Annotated in this window: 18 protein-coding genes; 11 read left to right on the top strand and 7 right to left on the bottom strand. The window is 70.4% G+C overall.

The features are described 5' to 3' along the window. Positions 1-141: 141 nt before the first annotated feature. Positions 142-2,616, bottom strand: a complete 2,475-nt coding sequence (locus tag ACZ6ZP_RS07655; RefSeq protein WP_469405958.1) for an ATP-binding protein — start codon at positions 2,614-2,616, stop codon at positions 142-144. Positions 2,617-2,856: 240 nt separating this feature from the next. On the opposite strand from ACZ6ZP_RS07655, the gene ACZ6ZP_RS07650 reads away from it, so the two are divergent. Both ACZ6ZP_RS07650 and ACZ6ZP_RS07645 read left to right on the top strand, forming a co-directional pair. Then, positions 2,857-5,874 (top strand): AfsR/SARP family transcriptional regulator, encoded by a 3,018-nt coding sequence (locus tag ACZ6ZP_RS07650; RefSeq protein WP_351158431.1) that lies wholly within the window; start codon positions 2,857-2,859, stop codon positions 5,872-5,874. Between the two features lie 168 nt (positions 5,875-6,042). Further along, on the top strand, positions 6,043-6,210 hold the full coding sequence (locus ACZ6ZP_RS07645) for a hypothetical protein (RefSeq protein ID WP_361467885.1): 168 nt from the start codon (positions 6,043-6,045) through the stop codon (positions 6,208-6,210). Between the two features lie 42 nt (positions 6,211-6,252). Here the strand turns inward: ACZ6ZP_RS07645 and ACZ6ZP_RS07640 are convergent, their stop codons facing one another. Beyond that, complete coding sequence (locus ACZ6ZP_RS07640; protein WP_351158429.1) at positions 6,253-7,137, bottom strand: GHMP family kinase ATP-binding protein; 885 nt, start codon at positions 7,135-7,137, stop codon at positions 6,253-6,255. A 232-nt stretch (positions 7,138-7,369) separates the two neighbouring features. Here ACZ6ZP_RS07640 and ACZ6ZP_RS07635 point away from each other — a divergent pair, with 232 nt between their 5' ends. From ACZ6ZP_RS07635 to ACZ6ZP_RS07610, 6 genes are all read left to right on the top strand, one after another. Beyond that, positions 7,370-8,359 (top strand): pyridoxal-phosphate dependent enzyme, encoded by a 990-nt coding sequence (locus tag ACZ6ZP_RS07635; protein ID WP_469405956.1) that lies wholly within the window; start codon positions 7,370-7,372, stop codon positions 8,357-8,359. Between the two features lie 80 nt (positions 8,360-8,439). Further along, positions 8,440-9,267, top strand: coding sequence for a Rossmann-like domain-containing protein (locus ACZ6ZP_RS07630; RefSeq protein ID WP_351158425.1), 828 nt, complete (start codon positions 8,440-8,442; stop codon positions 9,265-9,267). Beyond that, a complete protein-coding gene (locus tag ACZ6ZP_RS07625) occupies positions 9,264-10,583 on the top strand; it encodes an MFS transporter (protein WP_469405953.1) in 1,320 nt (439 codons plus the stop codon). Before ACZ6ZP_RS07630 ends, ACZ6ZP_RS07625 begins: the two co-directional genes overlap by 4 nt. Positions 10,584-10,779: 196 nt before the next feature. Next, a complete protein-coding gene (locus ACZ6ZP_RS07620; RefSeq protein WP_469405951.1) occupies positions 10,780-11,922 on the top strand; it encodes a FecCD family ABC transporter permease in 1,143 nt (380 codons plus the stop codon). 73 nt (positions 11,923-11,995) lie between these two features. Then, on the top strand, positions 11,996-12,775 hold the full coding sequence (locus ACZ6ZP_RS07615; protein WP_361468128.1) for an ABC transporter ATP-binding protein: 780 nt from the start codon (positions 11,996-11,998) through the stop codon (positions 12,773-12,775). Positions 12,776-12,826: 51 nt separating this feature from the next. Beyond that, a complete protein-coding gene (locus tag ACZ6ZP_RS07610) occupies positions 12,827-13,849 on the top strand; it encodes an ABC transporter substrate-binding protein (protein ID WP_469405950.1) in 1,023 nt (340 codons plus the stop codon). 39 nt (positions 13,850-13,888) lie between these two features. Here ACZ6ZP_RS07610 and ACZ6ZP_RS07605 read toward each other — a convergent pair whose 3' ends face one another. After that, positions 13,889-14,380, bottom strand: coding sequence for a MarR family winged helix-turn-helix transcriptional regulator (locus tag ACZ6ZP_RS07605; protein ID WP_469405948.1), 492 nt, complete (start codon positions 14,378-14,380; stop codon positions 13,889-13,891). 120 nt (positions 14,381-14,500) lie between these two features. On the opposite strand from ACZ6ZP_RS07605, the gene ACZ6ZP_RS07600 reads away from it, so the two are divergent. The 3 genes from ACZ6ZP_RS07600 to ACZ6ZP_RS07590 all read left to right on the top strand — a co-directional run bounded on the left by ACZ6ZP_RS07600 (position 14,501) and on the right by ACZ6ZP_RS07590 (position 17,037). Continuing rightward, a complete protein-coding gene (locus tag ACZ6ZP_RS07600) occupies positions 14,501-14,911 on the top strand; it encodes an organic hydroperoxide resistance protein (RefSeq protein ID WP_351158413.1) in 411 nt (136 codons plus the stop codon). Between the two features lie 103 nt (positions 14,912-15,014). After that, positions 15,015-15,476: a hypothetical protein gene (locus tag ACZ6ZP_RS07595; protein WP_351158411.1), complete on the top strand. Its 462-nt coding sequence runs from the start codon at positions 15,015-15,017 to the stop codon at positions 15,474-15,476. Positions 15,477-15,708: 232 nt separating this feature from the next. After that, positions 15,709-17,037, top strand: a complete 1,329-nt coding sequence (locus ACZ6ZP_RS07590; RefSeq protein ID WP_351158409.1) for a M28 family metallopeptidase — start codon at positions 15,709-15,711, stop codon at positions 17,035-17,037. A gap of 78 nt (positions 17,038-17,115) precedes the next feature. On the opposite strand, the gene msrB is transcribed toward ACZ6ZP_RS07590, so the two are convergent. The 4 genes from msrB to ACZ6ZP_RS07570 form a co-directional block, all read right to left on the bottom strand. After that, on the bottom strand, positions 17,116-17,523 hold the full coding sequence (gene msrB, locus ACZ6ZP_RS07585) for a peptide-methionine (R)-S-oxide reductase MsrB (RefSeq protein ID WP_249587096.1): 408 nt from the start codon (positions 17,521-17,523) through the stop codon (positions 17,116-17,118). 45 nt (positions 17,524-17,568) lie between these two features. Beyond that, positions 17,569-18,966: a UDP-N-acetylmuramate--L-alanine ligase gene (murC, locus tag ACZ6ZP_RS07580; protein WP_351158406.1), complete on the bottom strand. Its 1,398-nt coding sequence runs from the start codon at positions 18,964-18,966 to the stop codon at positions 17,569-17,571. A 107-nt stretch (positions 18,967-19,073) separates the two neighbouring features. Then, entirely contained in the window at positions 19,074-19,547 is a 474-nt protein-coding gene (locus tag ACZ6ZP_RS07575; RefSeq protein WP_351158404.1) for an indole-3-glycerol phosphate synthase, read from the bottom strand. 144 nt (positions 19,548-19,691) lie between these two features. Then, positions 19,692-20,456 carry a pyrimidine reductase family protein gene (locus ACZ6ZP_RS07570; RefSeq protein WP_351158402.1) on the bottom strand — a complete coding sequence of 255 codons (765 nt, stop codon included), beginning with the start codon at positions 20,454-20,456 and terminating at the stop codon, positions 19,692-19,694. Between the last annotated feature and the right edge of the window lie 32 nt (positions 20,457-20,488).

Below are 20,488 nucleotides of genomic sequence, written 5' to 3'. Positions count from 1 at the left end.
CGCAGGCCGTGGTCGGTCCGCTCCTCCCCCGGCAGGCGGCGCGGACCACCGTCGACGTCGTACGTCTCGCCTCCGCGCTGTACGCGTCGTTGCTGCCCGAGTGCTCACGGCTCCGTCTGCCGCACCCCTGCCGGGGACGCGTCACCCGAGGGCGCTCAATCGCTCCTCCAGGCGGCGCGCGTCGGCTGCGCTGACCGCCGCATAGCGGGCCAGGGACGCGCCGTACCACTCCCTGGCCCGTGACTGGTCGCCGCGCTCTGCGGCGCCTTCGCCGAGCATTTCCAGTACGCGGCCCTGCCAGTGCACGGAGCCGGTTGCCTCGAACTCGGCCAGGGCCTGCGTCAGTTGCCCTTCCGCTCGTTCGAAGTCGGCACCGTCGCAGCGTGCATGGGCCCGCCCCAGGAAGGCCAGGGCCCGCGCCGCGTCGTACGGGTCGTCCTCGGCGAGCAGATCCGCGCGGGCGCGGGTGAGGTGGGGCAGTGCGTCTTCGGGGCGGTGGGCGGCGAGGGCGACATCGCCCAGACAGAGCCGGGTCAGGGCGGCACCACGGCGGTATCCGATCTCCTCCCGCAGCGCGAGGGCCAGGTGGAAGTACCGGGTGGCGTCGGTGAGCCGTTCGGCGAGCCGGTAGGTCTGCCCGAGCCCGTGCAGGGCTTGCGCCTCGGCCTTGCGCGCGGCGGCCGGCCGGCCCGGGTCTTCGGCCTCCTGGCCTTCGGCCAGCCGTGCCACTTCCTGCCGCGCGAGGTCGAGCGCCTCGCCGAACCAAGCGGCGGCTTCGTCGTGCCGACCGATGTTGCGCAACCCCGTGCCGCCCGAGGTCAGCATCCGGCCCAGGCCTTCTCGGTCGCCCGCACGGCGCGCCGCCGCGAGTCCGGTCTCATGGGCTTCGATCCACAAGTCGTACGGCCGAAGGCGCAGGAACAGCGGCCAGAGCGCGTCGGCAAGCATCCATGTGCTGGCGTCCCAGCCCCTCTCGGCGGCGGTGCGCAGCACCGCCATCAGGTGCGCCCGTTCGGCGTCCAGCCAGCGCAGCGCGCTCGGCGCGTCGGCGAAGGGCGGCGGCTGGCCGACGGGGTGTTCGTACGCACGGCGCAGTGTGCGGTGGCCGGGCGTCAGAAGTGCCTCCGCGGCCGTCGCGGCCGACAGGCAGAAGTCGACGACACAGCGGACCGTCGCTTCCGCTGCCGCGGGTGTCTCCGTCTCCTCCGCGACCTGGCTGGCGTGCGCGCGGACCAGATCGTGGAAGCGGTACCGCCCTTGCCCCGTACGGGAGTCAGGACCGAGGTCCTCGATCAGATTGACTTCGGCCAGCTCGTCGAGGAGCCGCTCCGCCACCACCGGGGGCACCTCGCAGACAGCGGCGGCGATCGGGACGCCGAAGACAGGGACCGGCGCAAGGCCCAGTCTCCGGTAGCAACGAGCGAGGTCGGGACCGAGAAGGCGGTACGACGCGTCGAGGGCTCCCCGCACTGCGTACTCCCCCTCCACCCACAGCGCGTCCAGGGTCCCCCCGGGGTCACCACCCAGTGCCCCGGCCATCACTGCGAGGGGTTGCCGGGGGCGAGCCGCCACCCGGGCCCCCGCGACGCAGACGGCAAGCGGCAGTCCCGCGCAGGCCTTGGCCATCGCCAGCGCCGCCTCCGGCTCCCGGCCCACTCGGTCGGCGCCGATCCGGCTGCGGAGCAGTTCCACCGCATCGCCCGTGGCGAGCACGCCCAGCGGGTGGAAGGCGGCTCCGTCCATCCCCAGGCCGGTCAGCCGGGCCCGGCTCGTCACCGCAGTCAGCGCGCCCGCCGCCCCGGGAAGGAGCGGACGGACCTGGGCGGCGCTCACCGCGTTGTCCAGAAGCACGGCGATGCGCGCACCCGCTGTCGTCGAACGCCACAGCGCGGCCTGCTCATTCAGCTCCACCGGGACCTGCTCATGACCGAGCGCCCGCAGGAGCTCGCCCAGCAGCTCGGTCGGCCGCGCGGGGCCGCCCCCGGAGTGGCCCCGCAGATCGGCGTACAGCTGCCCGTCGGGGAAGGCGTCGGCCAGGCCGAGCAGCCAGCGCCGGGCCAGCGTCGTCTTCCCGACCCCGGCCGGTCCGCTGATGACGGCGAGCACCGGCCCGTGCCCGACGTTGCGCGCAAGCCGATCGAGGCCGGCGAGCTCACGGCTGCGGTTGGTGAAGTGGGCCGGAACGGGCGGCAGTTGCCGAGGCACCGCACGGTCCGCGGCCGAGTGAGGCGCGGACGGCGAGTGGATGTGGATCCCACCGTGGATGTCGTGGGCCTGCACCACGGGGCCCCCGATCCGGGCGGAAGCGCCGATGGCGTTGTCCACGCGGTGGCCGCCGGCGACGGCGGCCTCGTCCGCCTCTGCGAGCAGCCATCCCCTCAACTCCCGTGCCAGCGAGGGCCGCAGAGCCGCTTCCCGGGCGAGGACCTCGGCCAGCTCCTCGACGGGGTTCCCGCCGCCGGTCCCCCCTTCCGGCATCGCCCACGCGCGCACCAGTCCGGCCGTCTCCGGCGGCGCCGCCTCGCGCACCCGCTCCAGGAGGGCACGTCTCGCCCGTGGCCGGGGAGAGGCCGAGGTGAGGGCAGCCGTCAGTTCCCGGGCCGTCACGTGGTCCATTCCCCCGCCTCCCACTGATCCGCCGGTCTCCACCGCCTTCCTTACCCGTCCGCTGTTCTCTCCAGACCGAATGCCCCTCCAAGTCGAGCGTTTAAGCCAAATGCGGCCAATACAACTGACCGGACAGCATCACTATTTGAACGTTTCTGAACTCATGCGATTCTTTGACGTCACCCAGCGGCACAGGCCGACCTGCGGACGGGGGCACTGGTGGACGTGCGGATTCGCATCCTTGGTCCCGTGGAACTGCGGACGGGCGGACACACCGACGCACTCGGTTCGGCAAAAGAACGGCTGATGCTCGCGGCCCTCGCCCACGACGCCGGCCGGCCGGTCTCCCTCGACACCCTGCTCCACCGGCTGTGGGACGACGCGCCGCCCGCCAAACCCCGCGCGAGCCTGCACGCGTACGCCGCGCGCATCCGCCGAAGACTCCGCACCGCCGGCTGCGATGAACGACTCGTCCAGCAGGCACACACCTACACGCTCGACGTCCGCCCTGGCCTTGTGGACTGCCATCACTTCAAGGACCTGGCGGCCCGAGCCCTCGCCCTGACCGACGGCGGCGACGACACCGAGGCGCTCGGTCTGCTGCGGGAGGCGGAAGAGCTGTGGCGGGGCGAACCACTCACCGGGCTGCCCGGCCTCTGGGCGGAACGTGTCCGCACCAGCCTGACGGAGCAACGCCTCGGCGCCCAGCTCACCCGGATCGGCATCGAGCTGCGCAGGGGCCACTTCGCCGAAGTCGCCGTCGAGGTCGCCGCGTTGCTCGAACAGCGCCCCAGCGACGAGACCCTCGCCGGGATGCTGATGACCGCGGCCTACGGCTGCGGGCGCCAGGCCGACGCCCTGCGCGTCTACGACACCGTCCGGCGCCATCTGCGCGAGGACCTCGGCACGGACCCGGGCGAGCCCCTGACCCGGCTGCACGGTCTCATCCTGGACGGAGCGCCGGTCAGACAACTCCTGCCGGCCCCGGAACCCGCGGTGACGGCTCCCCACACCCTGCCCAGCCATGCCGACATGGTGGGCAGGCAAGCGGAGCTGGACGCCATCATCCGGGCCTCCACCGCACCCCACAGCCCGCATGTACCACGTACGGTCATCGCGCTCCAGACCATCTCCGGCATGGCGGGAGTCGGCAAATCACTGCTCGCCGTACACGCCGCGAGCCGCCTCGGCCGGCACTTCCCCGACGGCCAGATCCACCTCGACCTGCGCGCCCACTCCGTGGGCCAGGAGCCGCTGACCGCGCGGGCCGCGCTCACCGCACTCCTGCGGGTCCTGGGCGTTCCCGCGAGCACGCTCCCCGAGAGCCTGGACGAACTCGTGGCCCTCTGGCGCACCTTGCTCAGCACCCGCCGCGCCATCGTCGTCCTCGACGACGTGGCGGGACCCGACCAGCTCCGGCCGCTTCTGCCCGGCCCCTCCCCCTCCCTGGTCATCGTCACCAGCCGCCGCCGGATCACCGGACTGCCCGGCGTCCGGTCTGTCCTGCTCGACGTACTCCCCCCTCGGGACGCCGTCGCGCTGTTCAGAAGGCTGGCCGGGGAGGAGCGCACCACCAGGGCGAACGAGGTCGCCGACATCGTCCGGCTCTCCGGACACCTCCCCCTGGCCATCGAACTCGCCGCGGGCCGCCTGGCCTCCCGTCCGACCTGGACGACGGCCCACCTCCTGCACCGGCTGACCCACGGACACGGCAGGCTGAAGGAATTCCGGGACGGCTACCAGGAGGTGGCCCGCGCATTCGAAATCTCGTACCAGACACTGACTGTCGAAGAGCAAACAGTCTTCCGGCTGCTCGGCCTCCAACTCGGCCCGAATATCGACGCGTTCGCGACGGCGGCACTTACGGATCTTCCGCTCGACAGCGTGGAACGTGTTCTTGAATCGCTCCTCGACGCCTACCTCATTCAGGAGCCGTCACCCGAGCGGTACGCATTTCATGATCTGCTCGGTGAATACTCCCGGACGCTCGCCACATCCGAAGATCCACCGGCCGCCCGCGAACGCGCCCTGCACCGGCTGATCGTCTTCTACATTCAGGCGTCCGACGCCGCGGACCGAATGATCCATCCCCGCCGACTGCGCGGCGGCCCGCCCCGTCCCACCCCGTCCGGCCCCGTTCCCCGGTGGCCGAGCCCGGCAGCCGCGAGGCAGTGGCTCATCTCGGAGCGCGCCGCGCTCATCGCCGCGGAACGCCACTGCCGCACGCATGGCCGCCCACGCGAAGCCGCTCTGCTCGCCGGCACCCTGGCGGCCTTCCTCGTCGAGGAGGGCTACACGGCGGAGTCCCGCCGCATGCACGAGTCCGCCGCCCGGTACTGGGGCGCCGCAGGTCAGCACCGGGCCCAGGTGCGTGCGCTGCTCGACCTCGGCACCGCCCTGTCGCACTGCGGGCGGTACGACCCGGCGCTCACCGCCACCGAGCGCGCGCTCCAGATCGCGACGGACTCCGGGGACGCCGAGGCGAAGGCCGAAGTCCTGCATCTGCTGGGCGTGTTGCACTGGAATCTCGGCAGCCTCTCCACGGCACTCTCGCACCAGAGCGAGACGCTCAGCCTGCGGCTCGACTCAGGAGATCTCTGGCAGACGGCCAGATCCCAGAACAACCTGGGAATCACACATCTCTATCTCGGGAATTCCGTGAGCGCCGACGAACATTTCAACGCGGCACTGGCGGGATTCCGAGCCACGCACGACGCCCGCGAAGAGGCGCACGTACTGAACAATCTCTCCGACCTCCATGCGCAGAACGGCGACCCGGAGTCCGCACGGCGATTCCTGCACGAGGCCCTCGACATCCTCGAAGATTCCGGGAGCCAAGGGGACCGCGCCATCACTCAGGTGAACCTCGCGAACACCATGAATTCCCCGGACGAATTGAATGCGATGCTGGATCTCTACCGGGATTCGCTCACCGCGTTCCGCCGTCTCGGAGACCGCAGGAACGCGTCGAACACCCTGCACGGCATGGGCAGCGCCCTGCACGCCGCGGGGCGGTTCCGCGAGGCGGCCGCGCAGCACAGGAGAGCCCTGGACCTGGCCAGGAGCATCGGGGCGGCCCACGAGGAGTCCCAGGCACTGCACGGCCTCGGCCTCGCCGAACACGGCCTCGGACACGCGTCGGCCGCCGCCGGGCACATCAACGCCGCCATCGAGACGGCGGACCGGATCGGAGCGGCGCGGGAAGCCGCGCGGGCGCGGGAGAGTCTGGCGGCCGTCGCCGGAACAGCGGCGAATCGTTCCTCTTGACACTACTTCCAGTACCGGATCTCCAGTACCAGATCCGGACCGCCCACGGGACCCTCAAGCAGGAAGTCACGGGCACGTTTGCAGATTTAATCTCCGTGCTGCAAAATCCCGCCGAGGAAGCAATTATGCTTCCCGCACACCTCGATATCCCATGGAGAAAGTCCAACGATGAAAGATGGCATCATCAGGCGAGCCGTCAGAAACGGGCTGTTCGTCGCCGCCGCGATGGGGATAGCTATCTGTATCCCGTCGATGGCCGACTCCTCGACGGAATCAACCGCACAGAACCACCGTTCCGTGACGGTCACGCACTCGGTCACAGCCGACCGCGCCTGACGCACCTCCGGCCCGGCGGCGGAACCCCGCCGCCGCGCCACCTCACCCCGCCCGCCCCCGGCCGGGAAAACTCAGCGTCCGGTACACCGTCACTCCTCCCGCCAGCTCCCCGCAGGCCCGTGCCGCCGCGCTGACGCGTTGGGTGTACGAGGGGTCCGCGGTGTCGAGGAGGATGCCCAGCGTCGTGCCGCTGTGCGCCACGGCCACGCCCAGGCCGCCGACCTCCCGGCAGATCTCCCGCATCGGCTCCAACGACCATTTGTGGCGCAGGAGTTGGTTCATCCGCGCGCTGCGCGTCGCGACCCTGCCGACCTCCGCCAGGTCGCGGCGGCGGACGGCGCCCGTGAGGCGGTCGAGCAGGCGCGCGTACTCGTGGCGGTCGGCCAGGGTGAACGGCTTGGGGATGCGGTTGAAGTCGACCGTGTCGACCGAACCGCCCTCGTCGATCCCCACCACGGCCATCACCGGGAGCGATCCGAGGACGCCGCGCAGCCGCACGGTGCGGTGGTGGAAGGCGACGATGGCCGGGTAGAGCACCCCGTCGGTGGGCTCGATGTCCGCGAGCAGCCGCTCGATCCGGGACGGCGGCATGTCGACCCGCAGCGCCTGCCCGACCGCCCGCGCGGTCGCCACCAGGTCGGCGGACGAGCTGGCCAGCCCCTTGCCCTCGGGGATGACGCTGTTGACGTGGAGGGTTCCCCCGGCCGGTACGCCGGTCCGCCGCTCCGACAACTCACCGATCGTGCGGGCCAGTTGGAGCGCCTTGGTCTTTCCGGCCGGACGGACCACCACCTCCCCGGAGTCGGGCTCCTGCCGGAACGTGGCCATCGTCCATCGCGCCACGGGCAGCGTCACCAGGAAGTCCCCGTCCTCCTCCGGCAGTACGCCTTGCAGCAGCTCGCCGAAGGTCCCGAAGGCGGCGCCCACTCCGGTCCCGGCCGCTACGCCCGGCCTCGGGCCACCCGACCTCGCGGCCGGTCCCGTACCTGCCGGGCTGGGTCGTGGCCCGGCCTCCTGGGACAGCTTCACAGGTCTCCTCTCAACGTCCCGACGCCTCCAGTGCCCACAGGCTGCCACAGCACTAACCGTCTTGACAATCATTTTCATCTAGTGTGATGCTCTCGGCTCGGCGACCGAACACAGGGGGCAGAGGGCTGACATGCACGACCACATAGCCGAAGCGGTGAAGAAACCCGATCTCATATCCCTGGAGCCGGACTTGGTCTGTCTCCGGTTCGAGACGATGAAGATCTATTCGGCTCTGGGGGCCGTCCGTCACCTTCTTGATTCGGGTGCCGTGAAGCCGGGCGACACCCTCATCGACAGTTCGAGCGGCATCTACGCACAGGCCCTGGCACTCGCCTGTCACCGCTATGGAATGAAGTGCCACATCGTGGGTTCCACGACCGTGGACCACACCCTGCGCATTCAGCTGGACATACTCGGCGCCACGCTTGAACAGGTGCGGCCGTCGAAGAATCTCCGGCTCGACCAGGAGCTGAGGGTGCGGCGCATCGCCGAGATACTCGAGGCGAATCCGTCGTACCACTGGATGCGGCAGTACCACGACAGCATTCATTACTACGGCTACCGCGAGGTGGCCCAGACGATCGACACCGAGGTCCCCCAGGGGCCGCTCGCCCTGGTGGGCGGGGTCGGCTCGGGGGCCTCGACCGGCGCCATCGCCGGATATCTGCGGGAAGCGGGCCGCGATGTCTCACTCGTCGGCGTGCAGCCTTTCGGCAGCGTCACCTTCGGCTCGGAGCACGTGGCCGACCCGGACATGATCATCGCGGGTATCGGCAGCGCCATCGCTTTCGAGAACGTCCGGCACGACGCCTACGACCGCGTGCACTGGGTGAATTTCGACTGCGCGGTGTCCGGCGCGGTATCGCTCCTCAGAACCAGCGGCATCTTCGCCGGTCTCTCCGCCGGAGCCGCCTATCTGACGGCTCTCTGGGAACAGCGCCGCGACGATTCCCGTACGTACGTCTTCATCGCGGCGGACACCGGTCACCGCTATGTCGAGAGCGCCTACGCGAAACACGCGTCGGCGCCGGACATCGACACCTTGAAGCCGCATGAAATCACCTCACTCGACGAGCTGAGGCATCCCTGGTCGACCACTTCCTGGCGCGATCTTCCCTGACCGCGATCTCCACCGACCCCGATCTTCCCTGCCCGCGATCTTCCCTGCCCGCGTCCACCATCACACCGAAAGAACTCCCCATGTCTCTCCCCGAGCCGCGCACGCCCCACAACGTCGCGGAGCTCGTCGACGCCGTCCTGGCGGGCGACTACGGCCCCGATCCCAAGGACCTCTCCGTCACCAGCGCGTTCTGGCTGTACAACACCACCCGCCTCGCCGGCAGCCAAGTGACGTACCACAACCACTACTTGCTGCTCCGCGTCGGCACGGCCTTCGGCGCCTGCTCCTTCGAGGCCGGTGAACTCTCCCCGGACTTCTGCGAGAACGCGTCGGGCCACACCCTCGACAAGCTGCTGCGCGCCGAGTCCACCCCCGTCCGCATCGCGGCGCTCGACGCCTACCTCGCGCAGGTGAGCCCGCACCGGGACGCCGCCGACGCCGAGCGCGTCACGCTGCCCACCGGCACCCCCGAGGTCCGGGCGAAGGCCCGCGACGCCGCCATCGCCGGGCTGCTGGACATCGAGCCGGGCGCGAAGGTGGCGCTCATCGGCGTGGTCAACCCCCTCGTCGCGGCGATACGCGAGCGGGGCGGCGTCTGCCTGCCCTGCGACCTCAATCTCCGTACGACCCAGTGGGGCGACCAGATCACCGACGACATGACCGAGGTCCTGAAGGAAGCCGACGCCGTGGTCGCCACCGGCATGACGCTCAGCAACGGCACCTTCGACCTGATCCTCGCGCACTGCCGCGAGCACGAGGTGCCGCTGGTGGTGTACGCGCAGAGCGGCAGCGCCGTGGCCCGCGCGTTCCTGCCCGCGGGAGTCACCGGACTCTCCGCCGAGCCCTTCGCGTTCTCCCAGTTCAGCGCCGACGAGACGCCGCTCTACCGCTACAAGGAGGCGGCGTGAGCGTCGACTCCAAGGGCTCGACGGCCTCGGGTCCCGGCATGTCGGACACCTCAGAGGAGCAGACCTCCGAGGAGTACACCTCTGAGGAGCACACCTCCGAGGACGCGCTGCCGGGCGACCTGCGAATGGCCCGTGCGCTGTGGCCCGTCCTGGTCGCTTCCGCGGTCGGCCTGCTGCCCTTCACCGTCTTCAGTACGTATCTCGTGCCGATGGCCGAGGACGCCGACAGCAGCGTCGCCACGCTGGGCGGTCTGCGCGGACTCGGCGGTCTCGCCGCCCTGTTGGTGGGCACCGCGCTCGCCCCGCTGATCGACCGGGTGCGCAAGGAGTGGGCCGCCGCGGGCGGTCTCGCCGCGCTCGGCGTCTCCGCCGCCCTCGGCGCGAGCGGGGACTTCATCCTGCTCGCCGTGTTCTGCCTGCTAGTCGGCGCCAGTACGTCGGTCCTGAACCCGGCCCTGACGGCGGCCGCCGCCGACCGCTTCGGCTCCGGGAAGGCCGCGGGGCGCGCGGCGACGCTCGTCACGGCCACCCAGTCGATGACCGCGATGCTGGCGGCGCCGGTCATCGCGCTGCCCGCGCTGTTCTGGGGCTGGCAGGGCGACCTGTTCGCCGTGACCGGGGTGTCGCTGCTCCTCGCCGCCGTCTTCTTCGTACGCGGCAAGGACAAGCCCGTCGAGGAGAAGGGTGAAGCCCAACGCCTGGGCTACATCGCCTCGTTCAAGGCACTCGGGGCGATCCCCGGTGTCGTGCCGCTGCTGCTCATCGCGCTACTGCGCACCGCCGTGTTCATGGGCTACCTCTCCTATCTGGCGGCCTACTACGACGACCGGTTCGAACTCGACCCCGGGCTGTTCGCGTTCGTGTGGACGCTCAGCGGCGCGTCGTTCTTCGTGAGCAACCTCCTCACGGGGCGGATCACGAACTCCGCCGAGCCGAAGATCGGTACCGAGCGGATGCTGGCCATCGGCCTGGTCGCCGCGCTCGTCTCGGTCGTGGGCTTCTACTTCACGCACTGGCTGCCGCTCGCCCTTGCGATGACGTCCCTGCACGCGGCCAGCCACGCCGTCGTGGCCGCGTGCGTGGTCAGCCTGCTCGTGCGGCGCTGCGGGACCCAGCGGGGCGCGGCCCTGAGCGTGAACGCCGCGGGGATGAGCCTCGGGGTGTTCGTGGGCGCGGGCCTGGGCGGCCTCGGGCTCGGACTCGCCGGATATCCGGGGATCGCGGCGGCCTTCGGGGCGCTGGTCGTCGTGGCGCTCGTCGCGGCGGGGCTCGTGCTGAGGGCCGGACCGGTGGAAGAGGCGGAGCCCGCGGGCTGATCGGCCCGCTGGGAGGGCCGTGGTGGAACCCCCCGCGGGCCGGTGGGGGCTGGTCGCGCCCACGCGTCGGAGCCGTATATGTCACAGCCTCGCGCCCCCTGCGGGGCGCGACACGCGCCGACTTCGTCGATCCCTCCCAGCCCCTCGCTTCTCCCAACGCATCCGCCCCCACGCCGACTTGAAAGGACCGACCGCCATGCCTCCACCCGCGCTCTCCGCCACCGCAGCCGTCGCCACGGCGCCCGACGCACCCCCTCCCGAACGGCCGGCCAGGGCCAAGGGCATACGGAACCGACTCTCCTCCCGGGCGGGCCTGGCGGCGACCTGCGCCGCGCTCCTCCTCGCCCTCCTCGTCTCCGTCGTCGTGGCCATCGGCCTCGGCTCCGCCGTCGTCCCGCCGGGCGACACCGCCCGGCTGCTGTGGGCGGCGCTGAGCGGCGGGAGCATCGACTCCGACGAGGTGACGACGTATCAGATCATCTGGCAGATCCGCACACCGCGCGTGCTCCTGGCGGCACTTGTGGGGGCGGGCCTCAGCGCGGTCGGCGTCGCCATCCAGGCGCTGGTGCGCAACGCGCTCGCCGACCCCTTCGTCCTGGGCGTCTCGTCCGGGGCGTCGGTCGGCGCGGTCGGCGTCACGGTGACGGGCGGGCTCGCGGCGCTCGGCATCTACGCGGTGTCGGCGGGGGCGTTCATCGGCGCGCTCGTCGCCTCCGTCCTCGTGTACGTCGCCTCGGCGAGCCGCGGTGGCGGGCTCTCGCCGCTGCGGCTCGTCCTGACGGGCGTGGCGATGGCGCTCGGCTTCCAGGCCGTGATGAGCGTGATCATCTACTTCGCGCCGGACAGCGAGGCGACCAGCATGGTCCTGTACTGGACGATGGGCAGCTTCGGCGCCGCGAGCTGGGGCGCGCTGCCCGTCGTGGCCGCCTGCGTACTGCTCGGCCTGGCCGTGCTCTACCGCTACAGCAGGGCCCTCGACGTCCTGGCGCTCGGCGACGAGACCGCGACGAGCCTGGGCATCAGCCCCGACCGGCACCGCAAGGGCCTGCTCCTGCTCGCCTCGCTGATCACCGGGGTGATGGTCGCCGTGAGCGGGGCGATCAGCTTCGTCGGCCTGGTCATGCCCCATCTCGTACGCATGGTGGTCGGCGCCACGCATGCGCGGGTGCTCGCCGTGGCGCCGCTGGTCGGAGCGGTGTTCATGGTCTGGGTCGACCTGGTGTCGCGCGCCCTCGTGGCGCCGCGCGAGCTGCCGCTCGGGGTCATCACGGCGCTCGTCGGGGTGCCGGTGTTCATCGCGCTGATGCGGCGCAAGGGCTACATGTTCGGGGGCCGTTGAGATGAAGCCCACGGAACCCACCGAAGCCGCGGCACCCGCGGCGCCCATGGAGCCCGTGGAACCCGTGGAACCCATGGATCTCGTACTCGATGGCCTGTCCGTGACCATCGACGGCAAGCTCCTCGTCCGGGACCTGTCCCTGGAGGTGGGCGGCGGCCAGATCGTGGGCCTGGTCGGCCCGAACGGCAGCGGCAAGTCCACCGCCCTCAAGTGCGTCTACCGCGCGCTGCGCCCGAGCTCCGGCGTGGTCAGGGTGGGCGACGACGACCTCTCCCGGCTCGCGCCGCGCCGCAGCGCGCAGCTCGTCGCCGCGATGGCCCAGGACGGCGCGGTGGACCTCGACTTCACGGTGGAGGAGGTCATCGCCCTGGGCCGCGCGCCCCATCTGCGCGGGAACCAGGCACTCAGCGCGCGCGAACGTGACCTGTGCGCGCGGACGATGGCCCGTCTCGACCTGACCCGCCTCGCCGACCGCGGGGTCCTCACCCTCTCGGGCGGGGAGCGCCAACGCGTGCTGCTGGCACGGGCGTTGGTGCAGGAGCCGCGGATTCTGGTGCTCGACGAGCCGACCAACCACCTCGACGTACGCCACCAGATCGAGCTCCTCTCGCTGTTGAAGGGCTCGGGCCTCACCGTCCTCGTGGTCCTGCACGACCTCAATCTCGCGGCGGCCGCGTGCGACCGCATCGGGGTCCTTTCCGGCGGCGAGCTGGTGGCCGCGGGAACGCCGCACGAGGTGCTCACCACGGGACTCGTCGACGAGGTGTTCGGCGTCAAGGCCAGCGTGATCAGCCACCCCCTGACCGGCGACCCCCAGCTTCTCTACGCACTGACCCCGTCAACTCCCCTCTGACCTCAGCCCACCTCTGACTCCTCTGACCCCTCTGAAAGGCACCACGACGTCATGCTCAGAACACCACGTACATCCGCCGCCGTCGGCTCCGCGCTCGCCGTCACCCTGCTACTCGGCGGCTGCGGCGCGGAGGTCGACGCGGACTCCGGGAAGTCCGGGGACTCCGCGGGCTCCAAGGCGTCCGAGAAGGCCACCGTCAAGCGCTGCGGTGAGCCGGTCACGTACAAGACCCCGCAGCGCGCGGTGGTCTACGAGGGCGGCAGCGCGGACAAGATGTTCAGCCTCGGCCTGACCGAGCACGTCCACGGCTATGTGATGCCTCCGGCCAATCCGCCGGTCAGCGAGTCCCCTTGGGCGTCGGAGTACGCCAAGGTGAAGATGCTCAGCGACGACCTGCTCAACAAGGAGCTCGTCGTGGAGGCCAAGTCCGACTTCGTCGTCGCGGGCTGGAACTCGGGCTTCAGCGACCAGCGGGGCATCACCCCGGAGATCCTGGACAAGCTCGGCGTCCAGAGCTTCATGCACACGGAGAGCTGCTTCAACTACCCCAAGTACCCGGAGAAGGTAACCCCGTTCAAGGCGCTGTACTCGGACCTGGACCGCCTCGGCAAGATCTTCCAGGTCGAGAAGAAGGCGGACGAGGTCGTGGGCGGCCTCAAGAAGCGCGTGGCCGCCGTCGAGTCCAAGGCGCCCGAGGGCGACCCGGTCCCCACCTTCCTCTACGACTCCGGCACCGACCAGCCCTTCACGGCGGGCAGCCAGGTCCCGCCCAACGACATCATCAAGACCGCCGGCGGCGAGAACATCTTCGACGGCCTGGACGAGCGGTGGACCCAGGTGAACTGGGAGGCCGTCGCCAAGGCCGAGCCCGAGGTCATCATCATCTTCGACTACGGCGACATGCCCGCCAAGAAGAAGATCGACTTCCTGAAGAAGTCCCCGCACACCAAGGAACTGCCGGCCGTGAAGAAGAACAACTTCTTCGTCCTCGACTACAACGAGGGCATCAGCGGCCCGCGCAACATCGACGGCCTGGAGAAGTTCGGGAAGTACGTGCGGGAACTGAAGCGGTAAGGGTCCGCCGGTCCGCCCTCCCCCGAAATCCCGGTCGCCTCACTGAGCCTCGTCCAGAGCTCCCGTGAGGCGGCCGAGGAGGCCCTGGAGGGTGAGGATCTCCTCCACGGTCATCCCGGTCGACTCGAGGATGCGGCGCGGGACGGGCAGCGCGCGCTCGCGCAGCTCGGTTCCGGCATCCGTCAGCTGCACGGTGACCGAGCGCTCGTCGGCGGCGCTGCGCTCACGCCGTACGAGGCCCGCGGTCTCAAGGCGCTTGAGGAGCGGCGAGAGCGTGCCGGAGTCCAGGCGCAGCCTCTCGCCGATGGCCTTGACGGGCTGCGGGCCGTGTTCCCAGAGCACCAGCATGACCAGGTACTGGGGGTAGGTGAGGCCCAGGTCCTTGAGGGCATCGCGGTAGACGCCGCCGAAGGCGCGCGAGGCGGCGTGCAGCGAGAAGCAGACCTGGTGGTCGAGGCGCAGGAGCTCGGCGTCGTCGGGCACGTCGGGCATCTCGCGTCCGTGGGGCAGGGCGGTCGGCGATGACGTCATGGGTCCAGGGTACCTGGCACGCACTACTAAGTTGTGCACAACTAAATCGTGTGCAACCATTGCGGCAGAGCGAACGAATCCCGTTCTTCTCGTTCTTCGACCGAGGGAAGAGGACACCCCATGAACGCGCTGTACACCGCCGTCGCCACCGCCAACGGCCGCGAGGGCCGCGCCGTCAGCTCCGACGGTCAGATCGACCTCGCGCTCGCCATGCCCCCGGCCCTCGGCGGCAACGGACAGGGCACGAACCCCGAGCAGCTCTTCGCCGCCGGGTACGCGGCCTGCTTCGCCAGTGCGATGGGGGCGGTCGCCCGCGAGATGAAGGTCGACACCAAGGACGTCTCGGTGACCGCCGAGGTCTCCATCGGCAAGGACGACACGGGCTTCGGGCTCGCGGTCGTGATGCGCGTGGAGCTGCCGGACTCCCTGGCGGGCGAGACCGGGCAGCAGCTGGTCGAGGCGACGCACGCGTACTGCCCGTACTCCAAGGCCACGCGCGGCAACATCGAGGTCGAGCTCGTCATCGAGTAGTCCCGCGAGGGGATCGAACAGGAGAGGGCCGGACGGCGGGTACCGTAGAGGTACCGATCTCATGGGCCTCCTGGTGGGCTGCGTGAACCCCAGGAGGCCCAGCATGACGACGAACCGCGGACGCAAGGACGTGATCCGCAACCGGATGACGTCGACCGGAGAGTCGTACAACGTCGCCGCCCGCAATCTCAAGGCGATGAAGGACATGGGCGCCACCCGCGAGGCCGTCGTCACGCAGCGCTGGCAGCCCGCCGAGACCCTGGACGTGCCGTGCCCCTGCGGCGGCACCTGCGAGCCCGGCGAGAAGTGCGACCGCTGCCACGCCCGCCACCGCCACGTGGCCCGCTACCCCGGCAGCCGCACCGAGGTCGAGACCTGGGCGGACCGCTACGACTGCATGGGCTGCGCGTCCTCGTACACGATCCTGGTCGTCCTGCCGGGCCGCCCGTGGGGCATCACCGAGACGGTGATCCAGGGCGGCTCCGCCGAACCGGTGATCCGGGCCCGGGTCTTCCCGGGCGTGAAGCATCCGCTGCTGCGTCCGGAGACGCCCGACGAGGACTGAGTCGGACCGCCTGCACGCGTGTCCGGTATCCGAAACTGGCTGACCGGCATCTGACCGGTTTCCTCCCTTGACGGCGGGTCGACGCACCCCCAATATCAGGCAACGCACTTCGCGCCACTCACCTCACTTCAGGCTCAGCGCAGCTCAGTACAGCTCCAACGCCCTGCGGCATCCGCGTCGCAGGGCGTCAGTACGTTCCGTCCCCCTTGCTGTTCGGAATCCGGAGCCCCACATGAAACTCTCCAGACCCTCCCTTCCTCGCACCCTGAGACGGGCCACCGCCGGCGTCGCCGCACTCGCCGCCGCCGGGCTGATCGCCGCCACCGCGCCCGCGGCCCTGGCAGCCCCGTCCCCGACGCTCGCGGCCCCCGACATCCCGCTCGCCAACGTCAAGGCGCACCTCTCCCAGTTCCAGTCCATCGCCACGGCCAACGGCGGCAACCGCGCCCACGGACGCCCCGGCTACAAGGCCTCGATCGACTACGCGAAGGCCAAGCTGGACGCGGCCGGGTTCACCACCACCGTGCAGCAGTTCACCTCCAGCGGCGCCACCGGCTACAACCTCATCGCGGACTGGCCGGGCGGCGACCCGAACAAGGTCCTGATGGCGGGCGCCCACCTGGACAGCGTCTCCTCGGGCGCCGGCATCAACGACAACGGCTCGGGCTCGGCGGGTGTCCTGGAGACGGCGCTCGCCGTGTCACGAGCACAGCTCGAGCCGACGAAGCACCTGCGGTTCGCCTGGTGGGGCGCGGAGGAGCTGGGTCTGGTCGGGTCGAAGTACTACGTCAACAACCTTCCCGCCACGGAGCGTTCGAAGGTCTCCGGCTATCTGAACTTCGACATGATCGGCTCCCCGAACCCGGGCTACTTCGTCTACGACGACGACCCGGTCATCGAGAAGACCTTCAAGGACTACTACGCGGGCCTGAACGTCCCCACGGAGATAGAGACCGAGGGCGACGGCCGCTCCGACCACGCCAGCTTCAAGAACGTGGGCATCCCGGTCGGCGGCCTCTTCACCGGCGCGAGCCGTACGAAGTCCAGCGCCCAGGCCCAGAAGTGGGGCGGCACGGCGGGCCAGGCCTTCGACCGCTGCTACCACTCGTCCTGCGACACCACGGCGAACATCAACGACACCGCCCTGGACCGCAACAGCGACGCCATCGCCCACGCCGTCTGGACCCTCGGCACGGAGACCCCCGTCCCGCCCGGTGACTCGTACGAGAACACCACGGACGTCGCCATCCCGGACAACGGCGCGGCCGTGACCTCGACGGTGAACGTGACGGGCCGCACGGGCAACGCCCCGGCCACCCTCAAGGCGGACGTCGACATCCGGCACACCTGGCGCGGTGACGTGGTCGTCGACCTGCTGGCCCCCGACGGCACGGCGTACCGCCTGAAGAACTCCAGCAGCAACGACTCGGCGGACAACGTGATCGCGACGTACACGGTCAACGCGTCGAGCGAGGTGGCGAACGGCGCCTGGAAGCTGCGGGTGCAGGATGTGGCGGCGCAGGACACCGGCTACATCAACAGCTGGAAGCTGACCTTCTAGAGCACCTGCGCCACGAGCACGTACGACGGCGCCCGGCAGCGTCTCTCCGCTGCCGGGCGCCGTGATCGTGATCGGTGGCTAGCCCTCTTCGGGCGCCAGCGTCAGCGAGATCGAGTTGATGCAGTACCGCTGGTCCGTCGGCGTCGCATAGCCCTCGCCCTCGAAGACGTGACCGAGGTGCGAGCCGCACCGCGCGCACCGGACCTCCGTGCGCACCATGCCGTGCGAGGAGTCCTGGAGCAGCTCGACCGCGTCCGTGTCCTTGGGGTCGAAGAAGCTCGGCCAGCCGCAGTGCGACTCGAACTTCTCTTCCGAGGTGAACAGCTCCGCGCCGCACGCGCGGCAGGAGTAGACGCCCTTGGTCTTGGTGTCGGTGTACTCGCCCACGAACGCGGGCTCCGTGCCGGCCTGGCGCAGCACCGCGTACTCCGAGGGGCTCAGCTCCGCGCGCCACTGCTCGTCCGGCTTCTCGACGTCGTACGACATGAGACTGAACCCCTTACTGCTTGGATGTGCTGCTTCGACCTACGGCTACGGCTTCGACAGCTCTGCCAGAATCTGCGGGCCGAGGTCCGTGACGTCGCCCGCTCCCATGGTGAGAACGAGATCACCGGGGCGTGTCATTCCCGCCACGACCGCCGCGGCCTCGCTCTTGTCGTGCACGGCCCTGACGTCGGCGCCCGCCGCCACGGCCGCGTCGATGATCAGGGCGCTGGTGATGCCGGGGATCGGGTCCTCGCGGGCGGGGTAGATGTCGAGGACCACGGAGGCGTCCGCGAGGGCCAGGGACTGGCCCATCTCCTTGCCCAGCTCCTGGGTGCGGGAGAAGAGGTGGGGCTGGAAGAGGACCAGGAGGCGCGAGTCGCCCGCCGAGGAGCGCATCGCCTCCAGGTCCGCGGTCATCTCGGTGGGGTGGTGCGCGTACGAGTCGATGACCTGGACGCCCTTCGCCTCGCCCTTGAGCTGGAGGCGGCGCTTGACGCCGGTGTACGAGCCGAGGGCCGACGCGAGGTTGTGCGCGGGGATGCCGAGCGCGATGCCCGCGGCCAGGGCGGCCACCGCGTTGTGGGCGTAGTGACGGCCGGGGACCGAGACGGTGAAGGTCAGGAACTTGCCGTTCAGGATCACCGTGACCTCGCTGGTCAGACCGCGCGGGGTGATCTTGTGGATGCGCAGGTCGGAGCCCTCGGACTCGCCGTACGTGACGACCTTCAGGTCGCCCGCGTCGCGCACGCGCTTCGTCAGCTCCGCCGCGCCCGACTGGTCCGCCGCGATCACCAGGGTGCCGCCGGGGACGATCTTGCCGACGAAGGTCTCGAAGGACTCGTAGATCTCGTCCATCGACGCGTAGTTGGCGTGGTGGTCGAGCTCCACGTTCAGGACGATGGCGACCTCGGGCGCGTACTTGTGGAAGCTGCGGTCGCTCTCGTCCGCCTCGGCCACGAAGATGTCGCCGTCGCCGTGCAGCGCGTTCGAGCCCGGGGCGTCCAGGTCGCCGCCGATGGCGTACGAGGGGTTCAGGCCCAGGGTGGAGAGGGTGACCGCGAGCATCGACGTCGTCGTGGTCTTGCCGTGCGTGCCGGCCACCGCGATCGGGCGCAGGCCCTCCATGAGGGAGGCCAGGGCGTCCGAGCGGTGCACGACCGGAATGCCGAGCTCCGTGGCGCGGGCCAGCTCGGGGTTGTCGGCGCGGATCGCGGACGAGACGACCACGCAGGTCGCGTCGGACGCGAGGTGCGCGGCGTCGTGGCCGATGTGGACCGTGGCGCCCAGGGTGCGCAGGGACTCGGCGGTGGCCGACTCCCGCGCGTCGCTGCCCGCGACCTTGGCGCCGCGCTGGGCCAGGATCTTGGCGATGCCCGACATTCCGGCGCCGCCGATGCCGATGAAGTGCGGTCGGTCCATGGCGGTGGGCAGGCCGGGTGCCATACGTGTGTCTCCCCAAGAGTCCAGAAGTTACGGCAGATGAGCAGGGCCCAGACTATTGCCTCGGACATCCGGCAGGCACATCTGCGCCCCGCGAGGGGGCGAGGCCCCTAGTCCTCCGTGTGCGAGAACAGCTTCAGGACCGGTACGCCCACCTTGTGCCGCGCCCGCGAGGCCCAGTCCCGGTGGAAGAACTCCTCCACGTAGTGCGGGTCGGTCAGGACGATGACCTCGTCCGCGTCCGCCTCGTCGACCAGCTGCTTGAGCGCGTCGAGGGGGTGGTCCTCGATCAGCTGTCCCAGCGCCTCGCAGCCCGCGGCGCGCAGCGCCGTGAGGGAGACCTCCAGCGCCTTCTGCGCGGGGGCCGTGGCGTCCTGCCCCTCGGGAACGTCCCCTTCCCTCGCCGCCTCGTCGAGCTCCCCGAGAGCGACGTCGTCGATGGCCCGCAGCAGGCGGTCCGCCTGATCGCCGCGGGGCTGGAGCAGCACCCGGAAGGTGACCGTCTCGTCGCCGTGCAAGGTGGTGACGAACTCCACGTCGGCGGAGGTCAGGGCCTTCTCGATCATCAATACGCTTGTGAACACGACAGGCGCCCTTCTCATCCGTGGGCTGCCGAGAGTCTGTCTCGACAGCCCCTGCGGAAACCATCCTGCCCCGTGGCCGCACGGGGTCTGCGACTTTTAGTGTGCCCAACGGAAGCGAAACGGAACGGCCGATTCCGCTGATTGTCAGGTTCGACGGTATCGGGTGAAGAGGAACCCGGCCTCCTCCAGTACGGAAGCCAGTGCGAATTCCGTCGGCACCTCCACCGCGGACCCCCAGGAGATCCGCTGCGCGTCCCCCGCGGTGAGCATCGGGGACACCGTCAGACAGAGCTCGTCCAGGGCCCCCGCCGCCACGAACTGGCCGAGGAGCCGGGGCCCGCCCTCCGTGAGCAGCCGCGTCAGGCCGCGCTCCGCCAGAGCGGGTGCGACCCGCTCGGGCTCGACCGCCGCGCCCTCCCCCGCGAGCACCACCACGGCGCCCGCCTTCTCGGCCTCGGCGACCCGGTCGGCGGGCGCCGCGGCGCCCGTCACCACGAGCGTGGGCACCAGGGGCGAGGTGAAAAGCGGAAGGCCGAAATCCAGGTCCAGGCTCGCACTGACCACGGCGATCGCGGGCGCCACGGTCTGACCGGCCGCCGCCCTGCGCTCGGCGAAGGCTGCGCGTGCGCGTGAGGGCCGGTAACCCTCTTGGCGGACCGTTTCGGCACCCACGACCACGACATCGGCGATTCCGCGCAAGGTGCCGAAGATCCGCATGTCCGCGTCGCTGGAGATGGGCTGCGAGCGGCCGTCGTGCTGGGCCGCCCCGTCCAGCGTGGACACCATGTTGGCGCGCATCCAGGGGTCGCCGCCCGGAGGGTAGGCGTACGCGTCCGCCAGCTCCCCCAGCCCCCACTCTCGTACGGATGTTTCGTCTGTCTGGTCGGTCACAGGGAACAGGCGTCGCATGTCCAGCAGTCTTGCACGGCGCTTAGAGTTAG

Source organism: Streptomyces sp. NPDC054047, from assembly GCF_055585065.1.
The sequence above is the reverse complement of the archived record's forward strand: the minus strand, read 5'-3'. Positions and strand labels throughout refer to the sequence as shown.